The organism is Clavibacter nebraskensis NCPPB 2581 (assembly GCF_000355695.1).
GTDB classification, from domain to species: Bacteria; Actinomycetota; Actinomycetes; order Actinomycetales; family Microbacteriaceae; genus Clavibacter; species Clavibacter nebraskensis.
The window spans coordinates 416,258-436,084 of sequence record NC_020891.1; the positions used below are offsets into that span (position 1 = coordinate 416,258).

23 protein-coding genes are annotated in these 19,827 nt (G+C 75.2%); 10 read left to right on the plus strand and 13 right to left on the minus strand.

Annotated elements, in window-relative coordinates; genetic code table 11:
• Positions 1 to 375: 375 nt before the first annotated feature.
• Positions 376 to 1,287: an NAD-dependent epimerase/dehydratase family protein gene (locus CMN_RS02030; RefSeq protein ID WP_015489198.1), complete on the minus strand. Its 912-nt coding sequence runs from the start codon at positions 1,285 to 1,287 to the stop codon at positions 376 to 378.
• Positions 1,288 to 1,353: 66 nt separating this feature from the next.
• On the opposite strand from CMN_RS02030, the gene CMN_RS02035 reads away from it, so the two are divergent.
• A complete protein-coding gene (locus CMN_RS02035; RefSeq protein WP_041465210.1) occupies positions 1,354 to 1,746 on the plus strand; it encodes a cytidine/deoxycytidylate deaminase family protein in 393 nt (130 codons plus the stop codon).
• Between the two features lie 196 nt (positions 1,747 to 1,942).
• Here CMN_RS02035 and CMN_RS02040 read toward each other — a convergent pair whose 3' ends face one another.
• From CMN_RS02040 to CMN_RS02050, 3 genes are read right to left on the minus strand one after another with little or no spacing between them, the layout of a single operon-like run.
• Entirely contained in the window at positions 1,943 to 2,677 is a 735-nt protein-coding gene (locus CMN_RS02040) for a hypothetical protein (protein WP_015489200.1), read from the minus strand.
• 33 nt (positions 2,678 to 2,710) lie between these two features.
• On the minus strand, positions 2,711 to 3,586 hold the full coding sequence (locus tag CMN_RS02045; protein WP_015489201.1) for an endo alpha-1,4 polygalactosaminidase: 876 nt from the start codon (positions 3,584 to 3,586) through the stop codon (positions 2,711 to 2,713).
• 9 nt (positions 3,587 to 3,595) lie between these two features.
• Positions 3,596 to 4,030, minus strand: coding sequence for an ASCH domain-containing protein (locus CMN_RS02050; RefSeq protein WP_015489202.1), 435 nt, complete (start codon positions 4,028 to 4,030; stop codon positions 3,596 to 3,598).
• Positions 4,031 to 4,119: 89 nt separating this feature from the next.
• Between CMN_RS02050 and CMN_RS02055 the strand changes: the two genes are divergently transcribed.
• Entirely contained in the window at positions 4,120 to 5,028 is a 909-nt protein-coding gene (locus CMN_RS02055; protein ID WP_015489203.1) for an SDR family oxidoreductase, read from the plus strand.
• 31 nt (positions 5,029 to 5,059) lie between these two features.
• On the opposite strand, the gene CMN_RS02060 is transcribed toward CMN_RS02055, so the two are convergent.
• Entirely contained in the window at positions 5,060 to 5,632 is a 573-nt protein-coding gene (locus CMN_RS02060; protein WP_015489204.1) for an MOSC domain-containing protein, read from the minus strand.
• 176 nt (positions 5,633 to 5,808) lie between these two features.
• On the opposite strand from CMN_RS02060, the gene CMN_RS02065 reads away from it, so the two are divergent.
• The gene (locus CMN_RS02065; RefSeq protein ID WP_231853769.1) at positions 5,809 to 7,440 is read left to right on the plus strand and encodes a sensor histidine kinase; all 1,632 of its coding nucleotides are present in this window, start codon (positions 5,809 to 5,811) and stop codon (positions 7,438 to 7,440) included.
• 233 nt (positions 7,441 to 7,673) lie between these two features.
• On the plus strand, positions 7,674 to 8,363 hold the full coding sequence (locus CMN_RS02070; RefSeq protein WP_227077721.1) for an Hpt domain-containing protein: 690 nt from the start codon (positions 7,674 to 7,676) through the stop codon (positions 8,361 to 8,363).
• 179 nt (positions 8,364 to 8,542) lie between these two features.
• Here the strand turns inward: CMN_RS02070 and CMN_RS02075 are convergent, their stop codons facing one another.
• The 6 genes from CMN_RS02075 to CMN_RS02100 form a co-directional block, all read right to left on the minus strand.
• Positions 8,543 to 9,403: a response regulator transcription factor gene (locus CMN_RS02075; RefSeq protein WP_015489207.1), complete on the minus strand. Its 861-nt coding sequence runs from the start codon at positions 9,401 to 9,403 to the stop codon at positions 8,543 to 8,545.
• 131 nt (positions 9,404 to 9,534) lie between these two features.
• Entirely contained in the window at positions 9,535 to 10,170 is a 636-nt protein-coding gene (locus CMN_RS02080; protein ID WP_015489208.1) for a hypothetical protein, read from the minus strand.
• Between the two features lie 79 nt (positions 10,171 to 10,249).
• On the minus strand, positions 10,250 to 11,086 hold the full coding sequence (locus CMN_RS02085; RefSeq protein WP_015489209.1) for an exodeoxyribonuclease III: 837 nt from the start codon (positions 11,084 to 11,086) through the stop codon (positions 10,250 to 10,252).
• Between the two features lie 58 nt (positions 11,087 to 11,144).
• A complete protein-coding gene (locus tag CMN_RS02090) occupies positions 11,145 to 11,543 on the minus strand; it encodes a hypothetical protein (protein WP_015489210.1) in 399 nt (132 codons plus the stop codon).
• A complete protein-coding gene (locus tag CMN_RS02095) occupies positions 11,527 to 12,156 on the minus strand; it encodes an Asp23/Gls24 family envelope stress response protein (protein ID WP_155119025.1) in 630 nt (209 codons plus the stop codon). The genes CMN_RS02090 and CMN_RS02095 overlap by 17 nt, the downstream gene beginning before the upstream one ends.
• Entirely contained in the window at positions 12,147 to 12,701 is a 555-nt protein-coding gene (locus tag CMN_RS02100; protein ID WP_015489212.1) for an RNA polymerase sigma factor, read from the minus strand. Before CMN_RS02100 ends, CMN_RS02095 begins: the two co-directional genes overlap by 10 nt.
• Positions 12,702 to 12,833: 132 nt before the next feature.
• On the opposite strand from CMN_RS02100, the gene CMN_RS02105 reads away from it, so the two are divergent.
• The 4 genes from CMN_RS02105 (at position 12,834) to CMN_RS02120 (ending at position 17,012) form a co-directional block, all read left to right on the plus strand.
• On the plus strand, positions 12,834 to 13,292 hold the full coding sequence (locus tag CMN_RS02105) for an Asp23/Gls24 family envelope stress response protein (RefSeq protein WP_041465212.1): 459 nt from the start codon (positions 12,834 to 12,836) through the stop codon (positions 13,290 to 13,292).
• A gap of 97 nt (positions 13,293 to 13,389) precedes the next feature.
• Positions 13,390 to 14,325: an NAD(P)-dependent oxidoreductase gene (locus CMN_RS02110; RefSeq protein ID WP_015489214.1), complete on the plus strand. Its 936-nt coding sequence runs from the start codon at positions 13,390 to 13,392 to the stop codon at positions 14,323 to 14,325.
• A gap of 66 nt (positions 14,326 to 14,391) precedes the next feature.
• Positions 14,392 to 14,946, plus strand: a complete 555-nt coding sequence (pyrE, locus tag CMN_RS02115; protein WP_015489215.1) for an orotate phosphoribosyltransferase — start codon at positions 14,392 to 14,394, stop codon at positions 14,944 to 14,946.
• Positions 14,946 to 17,012, plus strand: coding sequence for a septum formation family protein (locus CMN_RS02120; RefSeq protein ID WP_015489216.1), 2,067 nt, complete (start codon positions 14,946 to 14,948; stop codon positions 17,010 to 17,012). The genes pyrE and CMN_RS02120 overlap by 1 nt, the downstream gene beginning before the upstream one ends.
• A 37-nt stretch (positions 17,013 to 17,049) precedes the next feature.
• On the opposite strand, the gene CMN_RS02125 is transcribed toward CMN_RS02120, so the two are convergent.
• On the minus strand, positions 17,050 to 17,847 hold the full coding sequence (locus tag CMN_RS02125) for an HAD-IIA family hydrolase (RefSeq protein WP_011931704.1): 798 nt from the start codon (positions 17,845 to 17,847) through the stop codon (positions 17,050 to 17,052).
• 152 nt (positions 17,848 to 17,999) lie between these two features.
• On the opposite strand from CMN_RS02125, the gene CMN_RS02130 reads away from it, so the two are divergent.
• Positions 18,000 to 18,905: a metallophosphoesterase gene (locus tag CMN_RS02130; RefSeq protein WP_015489217.1), complete on the plus strand. Its 906-nt coding sequence runs from the start codon at positions 18,000 to 18,002 to the stop codon at positions 18,903 to 18,905.
• Positions 18,906 to 18,978: 73 nt separating this feature from the next.
• Here CMN_RS02130 and CMN_RS02135 read toward each other — a convergent pair whose 3' ends face one another.
• Positions 18,979 to 19,149 (minus strand): CsbD family protein, encoded by a 171-nt coding sequence (locus tag CMN_RS02135; RefSeq protein WP_015489218.1) that lies wholly within the window; start codon positions 19,147 to 19,149, stop codon positions 18,979 to 18,981.
• Between the two features lie 183 nt (positions 19,150 to 19,332).
• Between CMN_RS02135 and CMN_RS02140 the strand changes: the two genes are divergently transcribed.
• Entirely contained in the window at positions 19,333 to 19,752 is a 420-nt protein-coding gene (locus CMN_RS02140) for a PLD nuclease N-terminal domain-containing protein (RefSeq protein WP_041465213.1), read from the plus strand.
• The last annotated feature ends 75 nt before the right edge of the window (positions 19,753 to 19,827 follow it).

Below are 19,827 nucleotides of genomic sequence, written 5' to 3' on the forward strand. Positions count from 1 at the left end.
GCCTGCGACCCGGGGAGGCCTGCCCGTTCGGATCGTCGAGCGCGACCCAGGCGCTGCCGACCCCGACGCCGTGCTCGTCGAGCCCGCGCAGGAGCAGGGTGCGCCGCGTCCGGATCCCGTCGGGGAGCCACTTCGCGGTCTCCGCCGCCGCCCGCTCGAGCGCGCCGTCCGCGGGCTAGGCGCCCGCCTCGACCTGACGGGCCGCGTAGTCCTCGTCGGCGGCGGCCATCATGCGGGCGAACTCGGGCGGGGTCATGGGGCGCACGGTCACGGAGGGCATGCCGCGGATGGTCGCAGGGGCGGGCGCGGCCGCGGCCGGGCTGTCCACGGCGGCTGGGGACGCTGTGCATCCGTCCCCACGCGCCGGGCCGGGCGTCAGCCGCGCGGGCGCTCCCCGTCGCGGATCCACGCGACCTCGGCGCGCAGCAGCTCGGCGCCCGGGCCGACGGGCGCGTAGCCGAGCGCGAGGGACGCGCGCGTGTCGAGCGGCACGATGCGTCCGCGCCAGCCGAGCTCGTCGGCGATCACGGCGACGACGTCGGCGGCTGTCAGCGGATCCGGGTCGGCGGCGTTGAGGATCCGCGTGCCCGGAACGTCGGCCGCGTGCGCGATGAGCGCCGCCGCGTTCGCCGCCGCGGTGAGGTGGTCGACGGACGCGCCGCGGTCGGCGAGCTCGATCGTCTCCGCACCCGCGAGCATCCGCTCGACGATCGCTCGGGTGCGGGCGTTCCTGGCCCAGCGGCCGTGCACCTTGGAGGGGCGGATCACCGTCACCGGCAGCCCGCTGTCGACGGCCGCGCGCTCGACGGCGGCCTTCGAGGGCGCGTAGCCCTCGCGCGTGAAGGGGTCGGTGTCGTCGGCCGCGGGCGCGAGGGTGGGGTTCTCCTCGGGGATGGGCACGGGGAAGTGCGGTGGTTCGTCGCCGTTGACGTGCCGGCCCGCGTCGTCGACGTACACGGCGCGGGAGGAGGCGACGACAACGGATCCGCTCACCCGCATCGCCGGGAGGAGGGCCTCGACATCGGCCGCCGTGAACGCCACGAGGTCGACGAGCAGGTCGACTCCGTCGTCGGCCAGCCGCTCGATCGCGCGGGCATCGGACCGGTCGACCGCGTGGAAGCGCACGCCCAGGTCGGCGAGCGCGGCGGGCATGGCGAGCGGATCGCGGCCTGTCACATCCACCGACCACCCGTCCCGGGCCAGCCGCTCTGCCGTCGCCCCGCCGATGGCACCGGTGCCACCGAGGACGAGGGCGCGACGCGAGGAGGAGGACGAGGGGGAGGGCACGGTCGTCGAGCCTAGGGGGAGGCGCGAGTGAGGCGTGACGGAGCACCGGTCCGGCAGGATGGGCGCATGCCCCTCCACGAATCCGAGGTCCGGCTGATCGACGCGGCCGAGGCGCTCGCCGGGACGCTGGGCGCGGATCCGGACCACACCATGGCGGCCGCGGCCCTCGACGCCGCCGGCCGGATCCACATCGGCGTGAACGTCCTGCACTTCACGGGCGGCCCGTCCGCGGAGCTCGTCGCGCTGGGCGCCGCGGCCGCCGCGCACGCGGGACCGCTCGTGGCGATGGCGGCGGTGGGCGACGGCGGCCGCGGCATCGCCCCGCCCTGCGGCCGGTGCCGCCAGGTGATGCTGGACCTCCAGCCCGGCATGCGCGTGGCGGTGCCCGGCGTCGACGGACCCGAGATGGTCGCGATCCGCGACCTGCTGCCGGTCTCGTACGCGCGGCCCGACGCCTAGGCGGACGAAGTCGCGTGCGGCGCGCGCGTGCCGCGGGGGCGGCGAATGGTGGAGAGCTCCGGAAATCGAACCAGACGAGGCACCCCGATAGGTGCGCTCCCCGAATGGAAGACAACCTAGCGGATCCGCCTGGGCTGCCGCACCTCGGCCGTCGCGCACGGGACGCCGGCGTCCCGACACGGGTGAGGAGGGGACGTCAGCCGCCGACCGTCCGGACCCGGACCGACTCGCCGCCTACCCGCTCGAACACCAGCGTGGTGCCCAGGGGGAACGCGTCGCGGAGCTCCTGCGGCTGGTCGGCCGTGACGACGAGCGCGGTGCGCGCGGGGACGGCGCCGGTCGCGCAGCCGGGCACGCCGCTGACCTCACCGTCCTGCTCTGCCGGGCCGGCGACCAGGCACGTCGCCTCGACGCCCGTGGTCGGGTCTGCCACCGGGATCCGCGCCACCGAGATCCCGTGGAACGCGGCGAACAGCGATCCCGGCGCGATGGATCCGGTGTCGACCGACAGGTAGGTCGCGTTGTCGGGCACCGGCGGCGGCTCCAGCTCGAGCACCGCGACCGTGCCGCGCGCGTCGCCGAGCCACCAGGCGGTGCCCCCGGCCGCGGCGACCGCGACGATCACGAGGGAGGCGGCCCAGGCGGCGGCGAGACGGGGGCGGTTGCGGGTGCGCGTCCGTGGGCGCCGCACTGCGGATCGGTCGTCGCGCGGATCAGCGGCGGCCGGGTTCCCGGTGTCCGGGACCGGCGCCGACGCGTCGGCCGGGCCGTCGTCCTCGTGCATGGCCGTCCCGCCGACGGGGCTCGCACCCTCCCGCTCCTCGAGCTCCCGCAGCCGCGCGGAGGCGGCGGCGTCGCGCGGATCCCGATCCGGCCCGAAGACACGGCGGCGCAGCTCCGCGAGCTCCGCGCGCCGGTCGTCGTCGTCCATCCCCGCATCGTGTCACGGGGCGGGCGATCCCGCTCAGCAGGCGGCGTAGGCGTACGCGTCGTCGCTCGCCGGCACGAGGTCGCGGTCGCGCACGATGGCGCGGGGTGCGGGATCCAGCGCCCGGATCCGCGCGCAGGCCCCCTCGGCCGTGTCGAGCAGGTCGTCGGTGTACTCGACGTCGAGCACGTGCGGGCCGTAGACGGCCGTGTAGTCGGCGCACTCGGACCAGCGGTCGCACTCCTCGGCGATCGCGAAGTCGAAGCCGGCCTCGTCGCGACCGCGGGATCCGATGTCGGTGGTGTTCTTCTGCGCGACGGCGAGGCCCCGGTCGTGCGCGTGATCCACGAGCAGGGTCGCGAGGGCCAGCGCGTCGTCCGTGTCCAGGGCGCCCGCGGAGCGGTACCAGGAGTCGAGGTTGTCGAACTCGACGGCCGGGAAGCCGGCGTCGGTGCAGCGGTCGACCGCGGTCGCCTGCCGGGCCGCGATGGCCGTGCGCTTCTGCGCGGTCGAGGTGTCGAGGATGTACTCGTCGTCCCAGTTCGGATCCACCAGCGGGCCGTCGTCGCCCTGCACCAGCAGGTCGTCGGGCCAGGTCTCGCCCGGCTGGGTCTGGAAGCCGTTGACGTAGCAGATGCCGTACGCGCCCGCGGCGGGCTCGTCCGTGCTGTCGCGGACGACGATCCCCGCGTCCGCCGGCACGGGGGAGGCCCCGCCGAGCTGGTAGTCGAAGCCCGTGCCGACGGGCGGCAGCGTGACGGCCGCGGTCGGGTCGGCGGCGAGCACGCCGGTCGCCGCGGCGGAGTCGGGCGCTCCCGTCGCCGCGGACCCGGGACGCGGATCCGCCGACGCGCAGCCGGAGAGGACGACGAGGGCGGCGGTCGCGAGGGCGGCGGAGAGGAGGGGGCGCATGATCCGACCCTAGGCGGGGCGATCCGCCGCGCCCACCACCCGGAAGCGCTCCATCACGATCTCGGTGTCGTCGTCGAGCCGGAACCCGTCGGGCAGCTCCGCGAGCACCTCGGCGGATCCCCAGAACTCCTCGTGCCCCGCGCGCCACTCGGCGACCGTCGTGAATCCCTCGCCCTCGTCCACCGCGTGCGCGAGCGGCACGTCGGCGAGGCGCGCGACCTCGACGGACGTCGTCTCGACCACGAGCACCGGCTGCCCGGCGGAGTCGATGACGGCGCCGCGGGATCCGACGACCGGCAGCTCCTCGTCGTCGGCGTCGTACTGGACGAGCAGCGAGCTCGTCGAGGTCTTCTCACCCGAGACGATGGCGGCGACGAGCCGGTCGCGCAGCGGCCCCGGGAACGCGAACTCGACGGGCGGGAGGTCGGCGCCGGGCGTCGTCATGCGTCGATCGTAAGAGCCGCCCCGGACGCCGCGCGCCCGCCGGGCCAGGCTGGACGGGACCCCACGACCCACGGAGGAAGGCGCAGCGCATGAGCGAGATCCGCAACGGCGGCAACCAGTACGAGATCCAGGACCCGATCGCGCAGTACCCGTCCCCGCCGTTCCCGCAGCAGGAGCAGACGGGCCCGGGTGATGAGCTGAGGTTCGAGCCGACGCCCGACCACGGCCAGGACAGCTACGTCGGCTTCGGCCGCCTGACGGGCCGCAAGGTCCTCATCACGGGCGCCGACTCCGGCATCGGCAAGGCCGTCGCCATCGCGTTCGCGCGCGAGGGCGCCGACATCGCGCTCAACTTCCTCGACGAGGAGCTCGAGGACGCGCGCGACACCGCGTCCACGATCGAGGCCGACGGCCGCACCGCCGCGCTCGTGCCCGGCGACATCTCCGACGAGACCGCGTGCCAGGACATCGTGCAGGCGTCCGTCGCGGCGCTCGGCGGCCTCGACTGCCTCGTGATGGTCGCCGGCTACCAGCGCAACGAGGACGACATCCTCGACCTCGACTCCGAGCAGCTCGACCGCACGATGAAGACCAACGTGTACTCGCTGTTCTGGCTGAGCAAGGCCGTGATCCCGCACCTCCCCAAGGGCGGCAGCATCATCACGACCAGCTCCTCGCAGGCGTACCAGCCGAGCCCCGACAAGATCGACTACGCGGTCTCGAAGGGCGCGATCCGCAACTTCACGCAGGGGCTCGCGCAGCAGCTCGCGCCGAAGGGGATCCGCGTCAACTCGGTCGCGCCCGGCCCGTTCTGGACCGTGCTGCAGCCCGTCGGCCAGTCGGCGTCGGACGTGGAGGAGTTCGGATCCCAGTCGGTCTACGGCCGCCCCGGCCAGCCGGCGGAGATCGCGGCGACGTACGTGTTCCTCGCGAGCCAGGAGTCGAGCTTCACGAGCGGCGAGACCATCGCGGTCACGGGCGGCACGCCCGTCCACTGACCAGGCGGCGGCGGATCCGCGGCGGGGCGCGTCAGAACAGGCGCGCCCCGTCGCCGTCGCCGTCCCCGTCGACGAGCGGGCGCTCGGTGCGGAGCACGGCCGGGCCGACCGTGAGGATCCCGTCGCCGAGCGGCTCGCAGCGCACCCCGCCGCGGCCGCGGAGCGCGCGGAAGGCGCCGGGCGCGAGCATCACGTCCATCCACGCGCACGGGTTCGCCGGGCGGTGGCCCTGGAACTCCACGGGTCCGTCGCCCGAGTCGAGGCTGAAGCGCATGCCGCGCAGCCGGTCGGCGTCGACGCCGCGCAGCAGCACGTTGCGACGCGTGTCGACGGGATCCAGGCCCGCCTCCACCCCGAGCTCCTGCGCCGCGCGCTCCACCGACTCGACGGCCATCACCGTCACGGCGGCGGTGCGGTGCGCGCGCTGCCCGAAGTAGCGGTCGCCGACGATCCCGAGACCGGCGCGCACCCGCACCGAGACCCGAGACGGCGGCTCGCCCGGCTCGTCCCGGGGTCCGTCGGCCGGGCGTCCCTCGAGCCGGTGCACCGGCGAGGCGACGAGGAACGCGATCTCCACGCGCTGCTCGTGCGGGAGGTCGGCCATCCGGGAATCGTACGTCGTATAGCACGGGGTACGTCGAGCCGGGGCGGACGCTCCACTCGTGGCTAGGATCGATGAGCGGGACGGGTTGACCGCATCCGGGGGGTCACGTGGGCGAGCTTGCTCCCTCCGACGAGCGGCGTGGTCACGCATCCCGGGCGCAGGCGAGGTTCCGCAGCATGACGCTGTCCAAGCCGCTGCACGCGCAGCTGCCCTTCATCCTGAGCCTCGCCGTGGTCGGCGTCGTCGCGGGCACCGGCGACCTCTCCTCCGTGGCGGCCCCCGGGTTCGTCGCGGGCGCCGTCATCGCCGCGATCGTCACCATCGTCGCGGCCGTCGTCCCCTGGGAGCGCATCGACTCCGACTGGGTGGCCGTGCTGCCGATGCTCGACTTCGTGGCGCTCGCCCTCTGCCACGGCGCGATCGCCGACCAGGTGCCGTCGACCGCGTTCCTCATCGTGTTCCCCGTCATCTGGCTGGCCTACGCCTTCGCCCTGCACGTCCTGTGGCTCGGCGCCCTCGGCACGGCGTCCGTGCTGGCGCTGCCCTACCTCCGGACGGGCACCCTGCCGGAGGGCACGACCGGCTGGTCGCACCTCGTCGTGCTCCCGCTCGTGATGCTCCTCGTGGCCGTCGCCGTGAACCTGCTCGCGCAGCAGCTGATCCGGCAGCACGCGCGCCTGGAGGAGATGCAGCTCGAGCTGACGGGCACGCTCGTCGACCTGCAGGAGCGCAACTCGATCATCGACGGCGTGCTCGACGCGATCGACGACACCGTCATCGTGCTCGACGCAGCAGGCCGCATCATGCTGCGCAACCGGGCCGCGCGGGACCTCATGGCGCTCGCCGACCCCGCCGACCCGGACGACCCCGTCATCGGCCGGCTCGTCTACGAGGAGGACCGCATCACCCTCGTGCCGCCCGAGCGGCAGCCCGTGGCCCGGGCGCGCGCCGGCGAGGTCGTCGGACGCGAGGTGTACTGGCTGGGCGAGGGCGGCGCGCAGAAGGCGGTGCTCGCGTCGGTCTCCCCGCTCGTGGACGGAGCCGGGCGGATGTTCGGCACGGTCGTCGTCAGCACCGACGTCACGGCGCTCGCGCTCGCGGTCACCGAGCGCGAGGACTTCGTGGCGAGCGTCTCGCACGAGCTGAAGACGCCGCTGACCTCGATCCTCGGGTACGTCGAGCTCATCGCCGACGACCTCGTGGAGGACGACATCGACGACCGGATCACGGCCGCCCGCCTCGCGATCGTCGAGCGCAACGCGCAGCGCCTCCTCGGCCTCATCGGCGACCTCCTCACCGCGGCGCAGCACCGGCTCGCCGTCAATCGCAACCTCGTCGACGTGGGCGAGATCGTCGAGAACGCGCTCGACGTGATCCGCCCGCACGCGCAGGCGAGCGGCGTCACCCTGGTCGAGCCGGAGTACGAGGAGCTGGTCGCCGAGGTGGACGCCGTCCGCATCGGCCAGGTGCTCGACAACCTGCTCAGCAACGCGGTGAAGTACACGCCGGAGGGCGGCACGGTCACCACCGAGGTGGACGTCGACGGCGACCACCTCCGCCTCTGCGTCACCGACGACGGCGTGGGCATGTCGGCGGAGGACACGGCGCAGCTGTTCACGCGCTTCTTCCGCACGAACTCGGCCCGCGCGAGCACGGTCGCGGGCGTGGGGCTCGGCCTCAGCATCACCCGCTCGATCGTGGAGGCGCACGACGGGTCCATCGAGGTGGAGAGCGCCCTCGGCGTGGGCACCACGATGCGCGTGCGGCTGCCCCTGCGCGTCGGGTATGCCACATCGCGGCCGACTTGAGCTGATCTTGTCCCCACCTTGATCCGATCCGGCATCCGGCGGTGTCACGCTCGGAGGACGACGGGGCCACCCGTCCGACACGAGCGATCGAAGGACCGGATGATCCCCCACGACCACCCCGCGAGCTGCACCCGAGCCGCGCGCACCGGGTGCCGTGCCGGATCCACGGATGCGCGGCCGGTGCCCGACGGCAGCCTCCCCGGTCCTTCCGATCGTCTCGTCGGCGGCCGGGCGTGAACGCCCATGCCGCCCGTGTCCCGCAGCTCCCCCCGCTCCTCGACGTCCGCGTCCTGGAGCAGCTGCTGGCCGAGCTGTCGGACGTGCCCGGCGCCGTCCGCCTGTCCGTCGTCCCCGCGACGGACGCCCCCGCTCCGCCTCCCGGTGTTCCCGCGCCGGGCGGCGTGACCCCGCCACGCGGCCACCCCGAGCCGCGCCGCGGGACCCCGTCGTCCGGATCCCCCCTCCCGGACGACCGCCTCGCGACCCGTGGTGCCCCCGCACCGGGTCGCGGGCAGGCGCCGGCCGGAACCCCCCGTCCGGTCGGCGCCCCCACCTCCACCCCGGATCCCGCTCCCGTCGGGCCGACCTGTCCCGGCGCGCTCACCGACGGGCAGCACGCCTGCGTCGACTTCCTGCGCTTCTTCGTCGACCTGTGGCCGAGCCGCTGGGAGCGCCTCGACGTCGCCGTGCGCGCCGGCGACCGGCCGGCCGCGCTCGACGCGTCCCTGAGCGTGAAGAGCTCGGCGGCGATGGTCGGCGCGCTCCTGCTCAGCGACGTCGCGGGGCAGCTCGAGCGGGCCATCCGCTCCGCCGATCACACCCGCGCCCAGGCGATGCTGCCGGAGCTCGGCGAGGTGGGCGAGCGGAGCATGGACGCGATGCGCGCGTGGATCCGCGCGGAGCGGGGGCACCCGCCCGACTAGACCCGTGCGCGAGGCCGCCCCGACGGCCGACGCGCACGCCCGACCGGCTCCCGCGACAGGCCGGTCGGAGGAACGGACCGGGATCCCACCCGAGGGGACCCCGATCCACGGCGCAGCTGCCGCGGGACCCGACCGGTCCCGCGGCAGCCCCTGAGGCCCTCGGCGTCGGTGCCGGCGGCTCAGCCGCGCCGCGGCGCGAGCCGGTAGCCGACGCCGCGCACCGTCTGGATCCACCGCGCCTCGCGGGGGTCGTCGTGCAGCTTCCGGCGGAGGTTGCCGAGGTGCACCTCGACCGCGCGCTCCTCCGGCTCGGTGGAGGAGGCGACGGCGTAGGAGCCGCTGCGGATGTCGCGCACGAGGTCACCCTTGGTGCGCACGCGCCCGCCGCTCGCGAGGATGGAGGCGAGCAGGTCGAACTCGGTGCGCGTGAGGTCGACCGGCTCGCCGTCGACCGTGACGTGGCGCGTGCCCTCGTCGAGCTCGAGGCCGTTGTGGCGCAGGACGTCGTCGTCCGCGGGCGCGGGCTCGGTCGGCATCGCGGGCGAGATGACAGGCGCGGTGGCGGGGGCCTCGGGCTGCGCCGGCTCGTCCGCCTCGACGGCGGGGCTCGCGGGGCTCGGGGCCGCCGGGACGCCGGCCGCGGGCGTCGCCGTAGCGTCCCCGCCGCCGCCGCGCGGTCGCCGCATCATCGCGGAGATGCGGGCGCGCAGCTCGCGCGGTCGGAACGGCTTCACGATGTAGTCGTCGGCGCCGGCCTCGAGCCCGAGCAGGGTGTCGACCTCCTCGCCCTGGGCGGTGAGCATGACGATGTAGGCGTCGCTCACGAGGCGGATGCGCCGCGCGGCCTCGAACCCGTCGAAGTCGGGCAGGCCCACGTCGAGCGTGATGACGTCGGGGGAGACCTCCTCGGCCAGCCGCACGCCGTCGGTCGCGGTGCTGGCGGAGTGCACCTCGAAGCCGCCCTGGCGCAGGACCACCTCGAGCAGCTGGCGGATGTCGCCGTCGTCCTCGATGACCAGAGCCACACGTCCGCTGTCCACTACCGCCCCCCTCGCATGCCGCACGAGCGGCCGATCTCCCGGATCCGCGTCAGGCGCGCCGGGACTCCCACGCTAGCGGACCGTCGGGGCCCCGCCCCCGCGGCGGCGGGATGGGGTACGGGCGATCGGGATCAGGTGATGGGGGAGGACCCGGGCACGGCGACGAGCACGATCACGGCGCCGAGGATGTACGCCGCGAGCGACGCGCCCACGCCGATCAGCAGCACCAGCCAGGGCCGGGTGCGACCGCGGATCATGCCGACGAGCGCGACGACGACGGCGATCCCCGTGAGCATCAGCGGGCCCGCGACGGCGGTCACGTAGCCGATCGTGAAGAGCGAGTCGCGGCAGACGTAGGCGTCCACGTCGCACGCGTCGGTGACGAAGATGAGGCCGAGACCCAGGGAGGCGATGCTGCCGCCCACGACCGCGGCGACGAGCATCGAGACCAGCGTGGTGACGAGGATCCGGCGGTCGATCCGGCGGACCCAGCGGGGCACCCAGTCCGGGCCGGGCAGGTCCTCGTCCCGGCGCCCGCGGGCGTCGTCCCGGCGAGCGGCGGAGGCATCGCGCGCCACGCTCCGCTCCGACGGGCGGCGGATGACCTCGGTCACGTCGGGGTCCCGGGGCGACCGGCGCGGGATGGTCGGCAGCGTGGCCTTCGGCAGCTGGGGCAGGCGTCGGCTGAGGGCGGGCGGGCCGGCGGAGCGGCGTCCGCGGTCGGCGCGGCGGCCGCGCTCGGGGGTCGCATCGTCGTCGGGGGTCACGGCACGAGACTACGGGGCGCGTCCCGCCGGGCCGGAATCGGCGGCGGGAGCGGCCACCGAGCGGCCGGGCGCGGGCGGGTCAGAAGATCATCGGCCGGTCGTCGTCGAGCTCGGTCTCCACCTCGAGGTCCACGGCCACCGGCACGTGGTCGCTCGGGCCGTCGCCCTTGCGCTCGTCGCGGTGGATCCGGGGCGCGTCCACGAGCTCGGCGAACCGGTCGTTGCCGAGGATGAAGTCGATGCGCATGCCCTCGTCCCGCGGGAACCGCAGCTGCTGGTAGTCCCAGTACGTGTAGCCCTCGGGGATCGACGGCCGCACGACGTCGGCGAGCCCGGCCTCGAGGAAGGCGGCGAATGCGGCGCGCTCCGGCTCGGAGGTGTGGGTCTTGCCCTCGAAGAGCGCGGGATCCCAGACGTCGGTGTCGAGCGGCGCCACGTTCCAGTCGCCCATGAGCGCCAGCGGTCTGGCGGGATCCGCGGCGAGCCAGGCGCGCGTGTCGGCCGCGAGCGCGCCCAGCCACTCGAGCTTGTAGGAGTAGTGCGGGTCGTCGAGGCCACGGCCGTTGGGCACGTACAGGCTCCAGAGGCGGACGCCCGCGACGGTCGCGCCCATCGCGCGGGCCTCGAGCGGCGGCTGCCCGGAGGCGTCGGGCTTGCCGAAGCGGGGCATCCCCTCGAACGTCGTCACGACGTCCTCGAGCGGCAGGCGGCTCGCGATCGCGACGCCGTTCCACTGGCTGAGCCCGTGGACGGCGACCTCGTAGCCCGCCTCCTCGAACGCCTGCAGCGGGAACTGCTCGGGCTTGCACTTGATCTCCTGCATGGCCAGCACGTCGACGTCCTCGCGCACGAGCCAGTCGACGACGCGACCCACGCGGGTGCGGATGGAGTTGACGTTCCAGGTGGCGACGCGCATGCGTCCACGGTACCGGGCGGCCGGGACGTGTCCGGGCGCGGGGACGGGACGGGACTGATCAGCCGATGCTGCCGATGCGCACCGTCACGGCCGCGCGCGCGGCGTCCTCGGCGCCGATCGACTCGGCGAGGCGCGCGCGGACGGCATCGACCGCGGCGCGCGCGGTGTCGCTCGCGCGGCTCGACGCGTCCACCGCGATGGACGCCTCGACGAGCACGGTGCCCTCGCCGGTCTCGACGGTCACGAGCCGCTCGGTCGCGGTGGACGACCCGGCGACGACGCCCTCGACCACCTGCTGGGCCGCGAGCAGGATCGGCGAGCGCGGCGCGTAGACGTCGGCCACGCCCGCGACGCCGCGGAGCACCGCGGTCAGATCGCGCGACAGGTCGGCCGGGGAGGGGGGTGGCACGGGGAGCGGCGCGGGCACGGCGGCCGACGCGTCATCGTCGAAGGTCATCTCCGGCCTCCTCCTGCACGGGACGCGCCTGCACGTCCACCACGGTCACGTCGATCGCCTCGACGCGCAGCTCGGTGTGCCGGAGCAGGGCCGCGTGGACCCGCTCGCGCACGCGCTGCGCGAGCTCGGGCAGCGAATCCCCCCACACGACGCTCAGGGTGAGCGCCACCCGCACGGGCTCGCCGGCGCGCGTGACGTCGCCGTCGAGCGTGCACCGGCCGACGAGGACGCCTGGCACCTCGTCGCCGGCCTGCCGCACCAGGGTGCGCACGGCGCCCTCGGTGAGCGCGAGGCGCACGGCCGGATCCGGGTGGGAGAGCGGGATGTCGCGGCCGGCGCGCGACTCCCGGCTGATGTGGGCGAGCACGCCGCGGAAGAAGTCGTCGCCCGGGGCGTCGGCCTCCTCCGCCTCGACCTCCACGAGCTCGCGGCCGAGGTCGCGCATGTGCTCGAGGGCGCGCAGCGCGTTGCGGGTCTCGGGGTCGTCCTCGTAGGCGGCGATGCGCGGGGTGCGCCCGCGGTCGAGGTAGTCGGCGAGGGCGGCCATGTCGAGGGGCGCGCCGTCGGCGTGGAGCGCGGGTCGCCCGCCCGGTCCCGTGCCGCTCATCGCCATGCCTCCATGCTCGTCATCACCGTGGTGCGCGCCCGGGACAGCCGGCCGCGCACGGTCGAGGGCGTCGCGCCCAGCCTCTCCGCGATCTCCTCGTAGGAGAAGCCTCCCACCTCGCGCAGCATCCACACCTCGCGCTGCTCGCGGGGCAGGCCGTCCAGCACGCCAGCCAGCGCGCGCATCTGCGACGACGTCTCGGCGTCGCGCTCGGGGGACGTGAGGCGGTCGGGGATCTCGTGGTCGTCGATGTCGTCGACGGGGCGGCGGGCGCGGATCCGGTCGATCGACTTGCGGCTGACGATCTGCAGCAGCCAGCTCTTCACGCGGTCGGGCTTCTCGAGCGTGGGCATGCGGTCCCAGGCGGTGATGAGCGCCTCCTGCACGGCGTCGTCGGCGTCGGCGCGGGATCCGGTGAGGCGGATCGCGAACGCGCGCATGTAGGGAGCGTGCCGGCGGACCAGGACCTCGAAGGCCCGGGCGTCGCCGTCGGCCGCGCGCTCGGCGAGGATGCCGTCGCCCGCGTCCTGCACGGAGGAGGAGAGGGCCATGCCGTACCTCCGCGTGAGCTGGGAGACGAGGCGGATCCGGGAGCGATCCGTGACGGACCACGCCGTCCGTGCGTCTCACCCATGACTACCACAGCAGCGCCCGGGCGACCGGGCATCACGAGGAGGAACCGCATGAGCGACACCAGCACCCCCACCCCCGCGGACGTCACCCGCGTCGCGCCCGCGAGCACCGGGTTTACGGGGGGAGTCCTCGCCCAGGGCGACACCACCGTCACCGACGGCGTCATCGCCAAGGTCGCCGGCCTCGCGGTCCGCGACATCCCGGGCGTGCACGCGCTGGGCGGCGGCGCGGCCCGCGTCATCGGCCAGCTCCGCGACCGCATCGGCCAGACCGACCTCACGCAGGGCATCGCCGTCGACGCCCAAGAGGCCGGCGTCGCCTTCGAGGTGACCCTCGTCGCCGAGTACGGCGTGCCGCTCCAGGACGTGGCCGCCGACGTGCGCGCCGCCATCTCCGACGCGGTGACCGAGCTCGTCGGCCGTCCGGTGACGCGCGTCGACGTCACGGTCGCCGACATCGTCATGCCGGGCGAGGGATCCGACGACGCCGCCGAGGCGCCCGCCGTCTGACCCGCTCCCGCTCGGCCCGACGGGCCGCCCGTCCTCGCGACGGGCGGCCCGTCGTCGCGTCCGCCGGCCTCGCAGATCGCGGGCGTAGCTTCGGGGGATGACCGACGACACCGCTGCCGCGCCCGCCACCTCCCCCGCGACCGACGTGCCGCCCCGCGTGGCGCTCCTCGGCACCGGCGTCATGGGATCCGGCATGAGCCGCTCGATCCTCCGCACGGGCCTGCCCCTCACCGTCTGGAACCGCAGCGCCGAGAAGGCCGCGCCCCTCGCCGACGACGGCGCGACCGTCGCCGGCAGCGCCGCCGACGCCGTGCGCGAGGCCGACGTCGTGGTGATCATGCTGTTCGACCAGGACGCCGTGCTCGAGGTCCTCGCCGAGGTCGCGCCCGCGCTCCGCTCGGACGCCGTCGTGCTCCAGTCCTCCACCGTCGGCGTGGATGGCACCCGCCGGATCGCCGCGCTCGCCGCCGAGCACGGCCTCCGCTTCGTCGACGCCCCCGTCCTCGGCACGCGCGGCCCCGCCGAGCAGGGCCTCCTCGTGCACCTGGTCTCCGGATCCGAGGCCGACCTCGCCGTCGCCCGCCCCGTCCTCGAGGCGACCGGCTCGCGCAGCGTGGTCGCCGGGTCCGACGCGGGACCGGGATCCGCCCTCAAGCTCGCGTGCAACGCGTGGATCGCGTCCATCACCGCCGCCACCGGCCAGTCGCTCGGCCTCGCGCGGCTGCTCGGCGTCGAGCCGCGCCTCTTCCTCGACGCGATCGCGGGCGGCGCGGCCGACACCCCGTACGCGCACCTCAAGGGCGGCGCGATGCTGTCCGGCGAGCTCGCGCCCTCGTTCGCGCTCGACGGCCTGCTCAAGGACGTGACGCTGATGCTCGCCGCGCTGGACGGAGCCGACGCGCACGACTTCGACACCGCGATGCTCGAGGCGCTCCGCGAGACGTACGCGGAGGCGTCCGCGGCCGGCCACGGCGGCGACGACGTGGCTGCGGTCGGCACGGTGTTCGGCCTGCCGACCTCGCCCGACGCCTGATCCGGTCGGCGTCCCGCCCGCCCGTCGCGCCGGGCGGCGCGGTTCCCCGCCCGTAGGATCGGCTGCGTGACGACCTCCGACGCGCGCCAGCAGCTCATCGACCACATCAAGCGGGACGCCGTCTTCCACGGCGACTTCACGCTGACGAGCGGCAAGAAGGCCAGCTACTACGTCGACCTCCGCCGCGTGAGCCTCGACCACCGCGTCGCGCCGCTCATCGGCCAGGTCATGCTCGACCTCATCGCGGACGTGCCCGACGTCGCCGCGGTCGGCGGGTTGACGATGGGCGCGGATCCCATCGCCGCCGCGATCCTGCACCAGGGCGCCGCGGTCGGCCGCGGCTACGACGCGTTCGTCGTGCGCAAGGAGCCGAAGGACCACGGCCGCGGCCGCCAGGTCGAGGGCCCGGACCTCCAGGGCAAGCGCGTCATCGTCGTCGAGGACACCTCCACCACCGGCGGATCCCCGCTGAAGGCCATCGAGGCGCTGGAGAAGGTCGGCGCGGAGATCGCCGCGGTCGCCGTCGTCGTCGACCGCTCGACCGACGCCCGCGAGGTGATCGAGGCCGCCGGCCACCGCTACCTGTACGCGATCGGCCTCGAGGACCTGGGGCTCGCCTAGTGAGCGGGGTGCCCGGCGGTGGATCCGGATCGGGTCGCGACGACGACCCGTTCGCGATCCGTCCCGCGACGGACGCCGACCGCGAGCGTCCCACGCGGCCGCTCGCGCCGATCGGCTGGGGCCTCGCCGCTGATCCCGATCCCGCGCCCGTGCCCGCCGAGCGGGATGGCGTCGGCGCCGCGGACGCCGGCGTGGATCCCGGGCCCGCCGACCCGACGCCGCCCGCCGACGGCGACATCCTCGCGGGCATCGTGCCGCTCGATCCGACGGACGACGACGCGCGCGTCGCCCCGCTCGACCAGGTCGATGCCGCCCCCGACGCCCACGACCCCGAGGTCGACCTCGACGCGCCGGCGCCCGAGCCCGGCATCGCCGCCGCCCCGGTCGACGCGGGCGACGTGGAGTTCCCTGGCGAGCCCGATCCCGGGTACGTGCCCGCGCCCGCGGCCGACGCGCCCGGCGAGCCGCTCACGGGCGACGTGCTGTCCGGCGAGGTCGAGGCGGATCCCGCACCAGTGGACGACGCACCCGCCGAGCGGGTGCTCGAGCCGGTCGACGACGCGCGCGACGTGGACCTGCCGGTCGTCCCCGCGGATGCGCCGGTGGTCGACGCCGAGCTCGTCGAGGATCCCGCCGACGAGGCCGCGGTCGAGGCCGACGCCCCCGACGACTCGGTGCAGCTGACGCCCCTCCGCGACGAGCAGGCGGACGAGGACGCGGGGGTCGTCGACGACCCCGCCGACGCGCCCGATGCCGACGCTCCCGATGTCGATGTCGATGTCGATGTCGACGACGAGGACGTGTCCCCGGCGCCGCTCGCCCCCGCGGCCGCCGCGGCGCGCGCCGCCGCGATGGCGTGGGCATCGGGATCCGCCCCGGCTGCTGCGCCCGCCGCCGCCGCCTCCGCCGTGCCTGCTGCGCCCGCCGAGCTGCCCGACGCCGCGCCGACCGCGGATCTCCCGGAGACCGCACCCGCGTCCGAGACCGCGTCCGAATCGGATGTCGCGCCCGAGCCCGAGACGGCCGTGCTGCCGTCGCCGGTGGTCGGGACGTCCGACGCCGACGCCGACGCCGCACCCGAGCGCGCCGCCGACCCGATCGCCCCCGCCGCCGAGCCGGTCGACGCCATCGCCCTCCTCTTCGGCGACGTCGCGACGGATCCCGACGACGCGCGCGCCGGCGCCGCCGACGCGGATCCCGCCGACCGCGCAGCCGACACCGACGCCGGGGACGACCGCACGCGCCTCCTCCCGGCCGCCGGTGCTGCTGCTGCCGGTGCCGGCCCCGCCCCGCGCACCGACCGCGACGCCCCCACGGTCGCCGCCCCGGCCGCCTCTCCGCGTCCGGATCCCACCCCGCGCCCCCTGCCGGTCCCGCCCCCGTACGCGGCCCCGCCCGCGCCCCGGGCGCCCGCGCCGCGCGCACCCGTCCTCGACGCGCCCCGCGTCCCCGCCCCACCCGCCGCCGCGCCGCCGCGCGGACCCCGCGGCCCGCGTCGCACCGGCCTCTGGGTCGGCGGCGCGATCCTCCTGGTGCTGCTCCTCGTCGGCCTCTTCTACCTGGGCCAGCGGCTCGCATCCGGCCCCGCGCCCGACGCCGCCCCCGTCGCGACCGCGACCCCCGAGGCCACGCCGACCCCGTCGCCCACCCCCACGGATCCCGTGCAGGGCCCGGCCGCGGCCGGCACCCAGGCGTGGGACGCGCTGCTCGGCGGCGAGTGCATCGACCCGTACTCCACGCCGTGGGAGGAGGAGTTCACGGTCGTCGACTGCGGCTCCGAGCACCACGCGCAGATGGTCGCGCGCGTCGCCCTGCCGCAGACGGGCGACGCGTTCCCCGGCGAGGAGGCCGTGCGCGACTCCGCCGACGAGCTCTGCATCGCCGACACCGTGATCGACTACGCGGCGGCCCGCGCCTACTCCGACGTGCAGTACCAGTCGGCCTACCCGATCACGCAGGACGAGTGGACGGCGGGCGACCGCGACGCCTACTGCTTCGTCTCGCGCGCCGGCGGCGGCACCTTCACGGGCAGCATCGGCGTCCCGCAGCCGCCCGTCGTCCCCTAGTTGCGGCCGGCCGCCTGGCCGGGTCGCCGCCCGCTGATCAGAGCTCGGACTCGACCGGCTCCGGGTCCAGCAGCTCGGTCACGCCCGACAGCACCTCGTCGGGGCGGAACGGGTAGCGCTCGATCTCGGCCCGGTCGCTGATCCCCGTGAGCACGAGCACGGTGTGCAAGCCCGCCTCGATGCCCGCGATGATGTCGGTGTCCATGCGGTCGCCGATCATGCCGGTGCTCTCGGAGTGCGCACCGATCTTGTTGAGCGCCGAGCGGAACATCATCGGGTTCGGCTTGCCGACGATGTACGGCTCCTTGCCCGTGGCCTTCGAGATGAGCGCGAGCACCGCGCCCGTCGCGGGCAGCACGCCCTCGGCGCTCGGGCCTGTCGCGTCGGGGTTCGTCGCGATGTAGCGCGCGCCGCCGTTGATGAGGCGGATCGCCCGCGTGATCGCCTCGAAGGAGTAGTTGCGCGTCTCGCCGATGACCACGAAGTCGGGCTTCGTGTCGGTCATGATGAAGCCCGCCTCGTGCAGCGCGGTCGTGAGGCCGGCCTCGCCGATGACGAAGGCGGATCCGCCGGGCATCTGCTGCTCAAGGAACGCGGCGGTCGCGAGCGCGGACGTCCAGATCGACTCCTCGGGAACGTGCAGGCCGGACGCCCGGAGCCGGGCCGAGAGGTCGCGCGGCGTGAAGATGCTGTTGTTGGTGAGCACGAGGAAGGGCTTGCCCTGGTCCTGCCACTGCTGGATGAGGGCCGCCGCGCCGGGCAGGGCCTGGTTCTCGTGCACCAGCACGCCGTCCATGTCGGTGAGCCAGCAGTCCATCTCGTCGCGCGTCGCCATGGGGTTCCCTCTCGTCGTGGCACGAGGCTACCGCCGGGGGATGCGCGGCCGCCGGGCCGGAGGGGAGGCGTCACCCGATGTCCGCCGGGCGGCCGCCGCGGTGTCCGCCGGGCGGCCGCCGCGGTGTCGGCCGGGCCCCGTAGGGTCGGCGCATGCACGCACTGCCTCCCGGATCCCTGCGCCTCGTCCACCTCAGCGACACCCACCTCCTGCGCGACGGCGGCCTGCACCAGGGCGTGGTCGACACGGGCGCCGCCCTCGAGCGCGTCCTCGTCGAGGCCGACCGCGTGCCTGGCGTGCGGCTCCTCGTCGGCTCGGGCGACCTCTCGGAGGACGGCACCCCCGAGTCGTACGCGCTCCTGCGCGAGCGGCTCGTGCCGTGGACGTCGTCGCGCGGCGCCGCGCTCGTGCTCGCGCCCGGCAACCACGACATCCGCTCGGCCTTCCGGCTCGTGCTCGGCGACGGGCACGGCGGCCCCGGCACCGACGACGGCCGGGATCCCGCGGCCGTCCCGCCCGTCGACGGCGTGACGATCGTGGACGGCTGGCGCATCGCGACCCTGGACACCTCCGTGCCGGGCAAGGGCTACGGCGCGCTCCGCGAGCAGCAGCTCGACGGGCTGCGCGAGCTGCTCGCCACGCCGGCTGAGCACGGCACGGTCCTCGTGCTGCACCACCCGCCGGTGCCCGCGCCCACGACGCTGCACGAGTCGCTCGCGCTGCAGGGGCCGGAGCGGCTGGCCGAGCTCGTGCGCGGCAGCGACGTGCGCGTGATCCTCTCGGGCCACTACCACCACCACATCGTGGGATCGCTCGCGGGCGTGCCCGTGCTGGTCGCGCCGGGCGTGGCGAACGAGACGGACGTGGCGGCGGAGCCCGGCACGGAGCGCATCGTGCGCGGATCCGGCTTCCTCGTGGTCGACGTGCGGCCGGACGGCGGGGTCACCTCGGTCGAGGTGCGGGCGCACGCGGAGGGCGACGGCGACGAGGTCGCGCTGCTCGACGCGGAGCTGGTGCAGCGGATCACGGTGGAGGCGGGCGCACCCGTCCTGCCGTGACGACAGCCCCCGGGCATGAGCAGAGGCGGCGACCCCGAGGGTCGCCGCCTCTCCTGGCGCTGCTGGTGCGTCTCTACTTGAAGACGTCCTTGACGTCCTCGCCGGCCTTCTTGGCGGACGCGGCGGTCTGGTCCTTCTGACCCTCGGCCTTGAGGCTCTCGTCGCCCTTGTGCTCGCCGAGCGCCTCCTTGGCCTTGCCCGCGATGTCCTGAGCAGCGTTCTTGATCTTGTCGTCGAGACCCATGATCTCCTCCTCACTGAGGCCACCCGGTGCAGCCTTCGACTGGACTGTAGGACGGCCGAGTTCTGAACACCTGACAGATGCCAGGTGCGTGTCCACTGAACGAAACGCGAGGCGGTGGACCCTCCGCGCCGATCGGGCAAGGTCCTTCCGCCGGGCCCCGCGCCGCCCCTAGGCTCCCTGACCGTGATCCTCTTCGGGCTGCTGCCTCTCCTCGTGGCCGTGTGCGCGCTCGTCGACCTCATCACGCGCCCGGACGACCAGGTGAAGCACCTGCCGAAGCTCGTCTGGATCCTGCTCATCGTCTTCCTGCCGCTCATCGGCAGCATCGTGTGGTTCTGCGTCGGCCACGACTGGGATGCGCGGCGCGAGCCCGTCGGCCCGCCGGACCGGAGCGCGGCCTACGAGCGCGCCGCGGCGGCGGTCGACCGGCGGGTCCGCAGCACCGAGCAGCAGCTCGCCGACCTCGAGGAGGAGGAGCGGCACTACGCGGCGCTCGCCCGCATGAAGCAGCTCCAGGCCGCGCAGGCGGTGCAGGCCGCCCGGGCCGCGGGATCCGCGCGGGCGCCGCGGGCCATCGAGCCGGGATCCGCCGCCGAGCGGTAGCCCTCCCCAGGGCGCGCGCCGTCGTCGACTCCCCGGGGTGACCGCCGCGGGAGGGCGCGGTCGGGGGCGGATGGG

Coding starts and splice junctions, on each gene's coding strand:
- CMN_RS02035 (WP_041465210.1), top strand. CDS start 1,354: ATGCCCCTCCACGAATCCGAGGTCCGGCTGATCGACGCGGCCGAGGCG.
- CMN_RS02040 (WP_015489200.1), bottom strand. CDS start 2,677: ATGGACGACGACGACCGGCGCGCGGAGCTCGCGGAGCTGCGCCGCCGT.
- CMN_RS02045 (WP_015489201.1), bottom strand. CDS start 3,586: ATGCGCCCCCTCCTCTCCGCCGCCCTCGCGACCGCCGCCCTCGTCGTC.
- CMN_RS02050 (WP_015489202.1), bottom strand. CDS start 4,030: ATGACGACGCCCGGCGCCGACCTCCCGCCCGTCGAGTTCGCGTTCCCG.
- CMN_RS02055 (WP_015489203.1), top strand. CDS start 4,120: ATGAGCGAGATCCGCAACGGCGGCAACCAGTACGAGATCCAGGACCCG.
- CMN_RS02060 (WP_015489204.1), bottom strand. CDS start 5,632: ATGGCCGACCTCCCGCACGAGCAGCGCGTGGAGATCGCGTTCCTCGTC.
- CMN_RS02065 (WP_231853769.1), top strand. CDS start 5,809: ATGACGCTGTCCAAGCCGCTGCACGCGCAGCTGCCCTTCATCCTGAGC.
- CMN_RS02085 (WP_015489209.1), bottom strand. CDS start 11,086: ATGCGCGTCGCCACCTGGAACGTCAACTCCATCCGCACCCGCGTGGGT.
- CMN_RS02090 (WP_015489210.1), bottom strand. CDS start 11,543: ATGACCTTCGACGATGACGCGTCGGCCGCCGTGCCCGCGCCGCTCCCC.
- CMN_RS02095 (WP_155119025.1), bottom strand. CDS start 12,156: ATGGCGATGAGCGGCACGGGACCGGGCGGGCGACCCGCGCTCCACGCC.
- CMN_RS02100 (WP_015489212.1), bottom strand. CDS start 12,701: ATGGCCCTCTCCTCCTCCGTGCAGGACGCGGGCGACGGCATCCTCGCC.
- CMN_RS02105 (WP_041465212.1), top strand. CDS start 12,834: ATGAGCGACACCAGCACCCCCACCCCCGCGGACGTCACCCGCGTCGCG.
- CMN_RS02110 (WP_015489214.1), top strand. CDS start 13,390: ATGACCGACGACACCGCTGCCGCGCCCGCCACCTCCCCCGCGACCGAC.
- CMN_RS02125 (WP_011931704.1), bottom strand. CDS start 17,847: ATGGCGACGCGCGACGAGATGGACTGCTGGCTCACCGACATGGACGGC.
- CMN_RS02130 (WP_015489217.1), top strand. CDS start 18,000: ATGCACGCACTGCCTCCCGGATCCCTGCGCCTCGTCCACCTCAGCGAC.
- CMN_RS02135 (WP_015489218.1), bottom strand. CDS start 19,149: ATGGGTCTCGACGACAAGATCAAGAACGCTGCTCAGGACATCGCGGGC.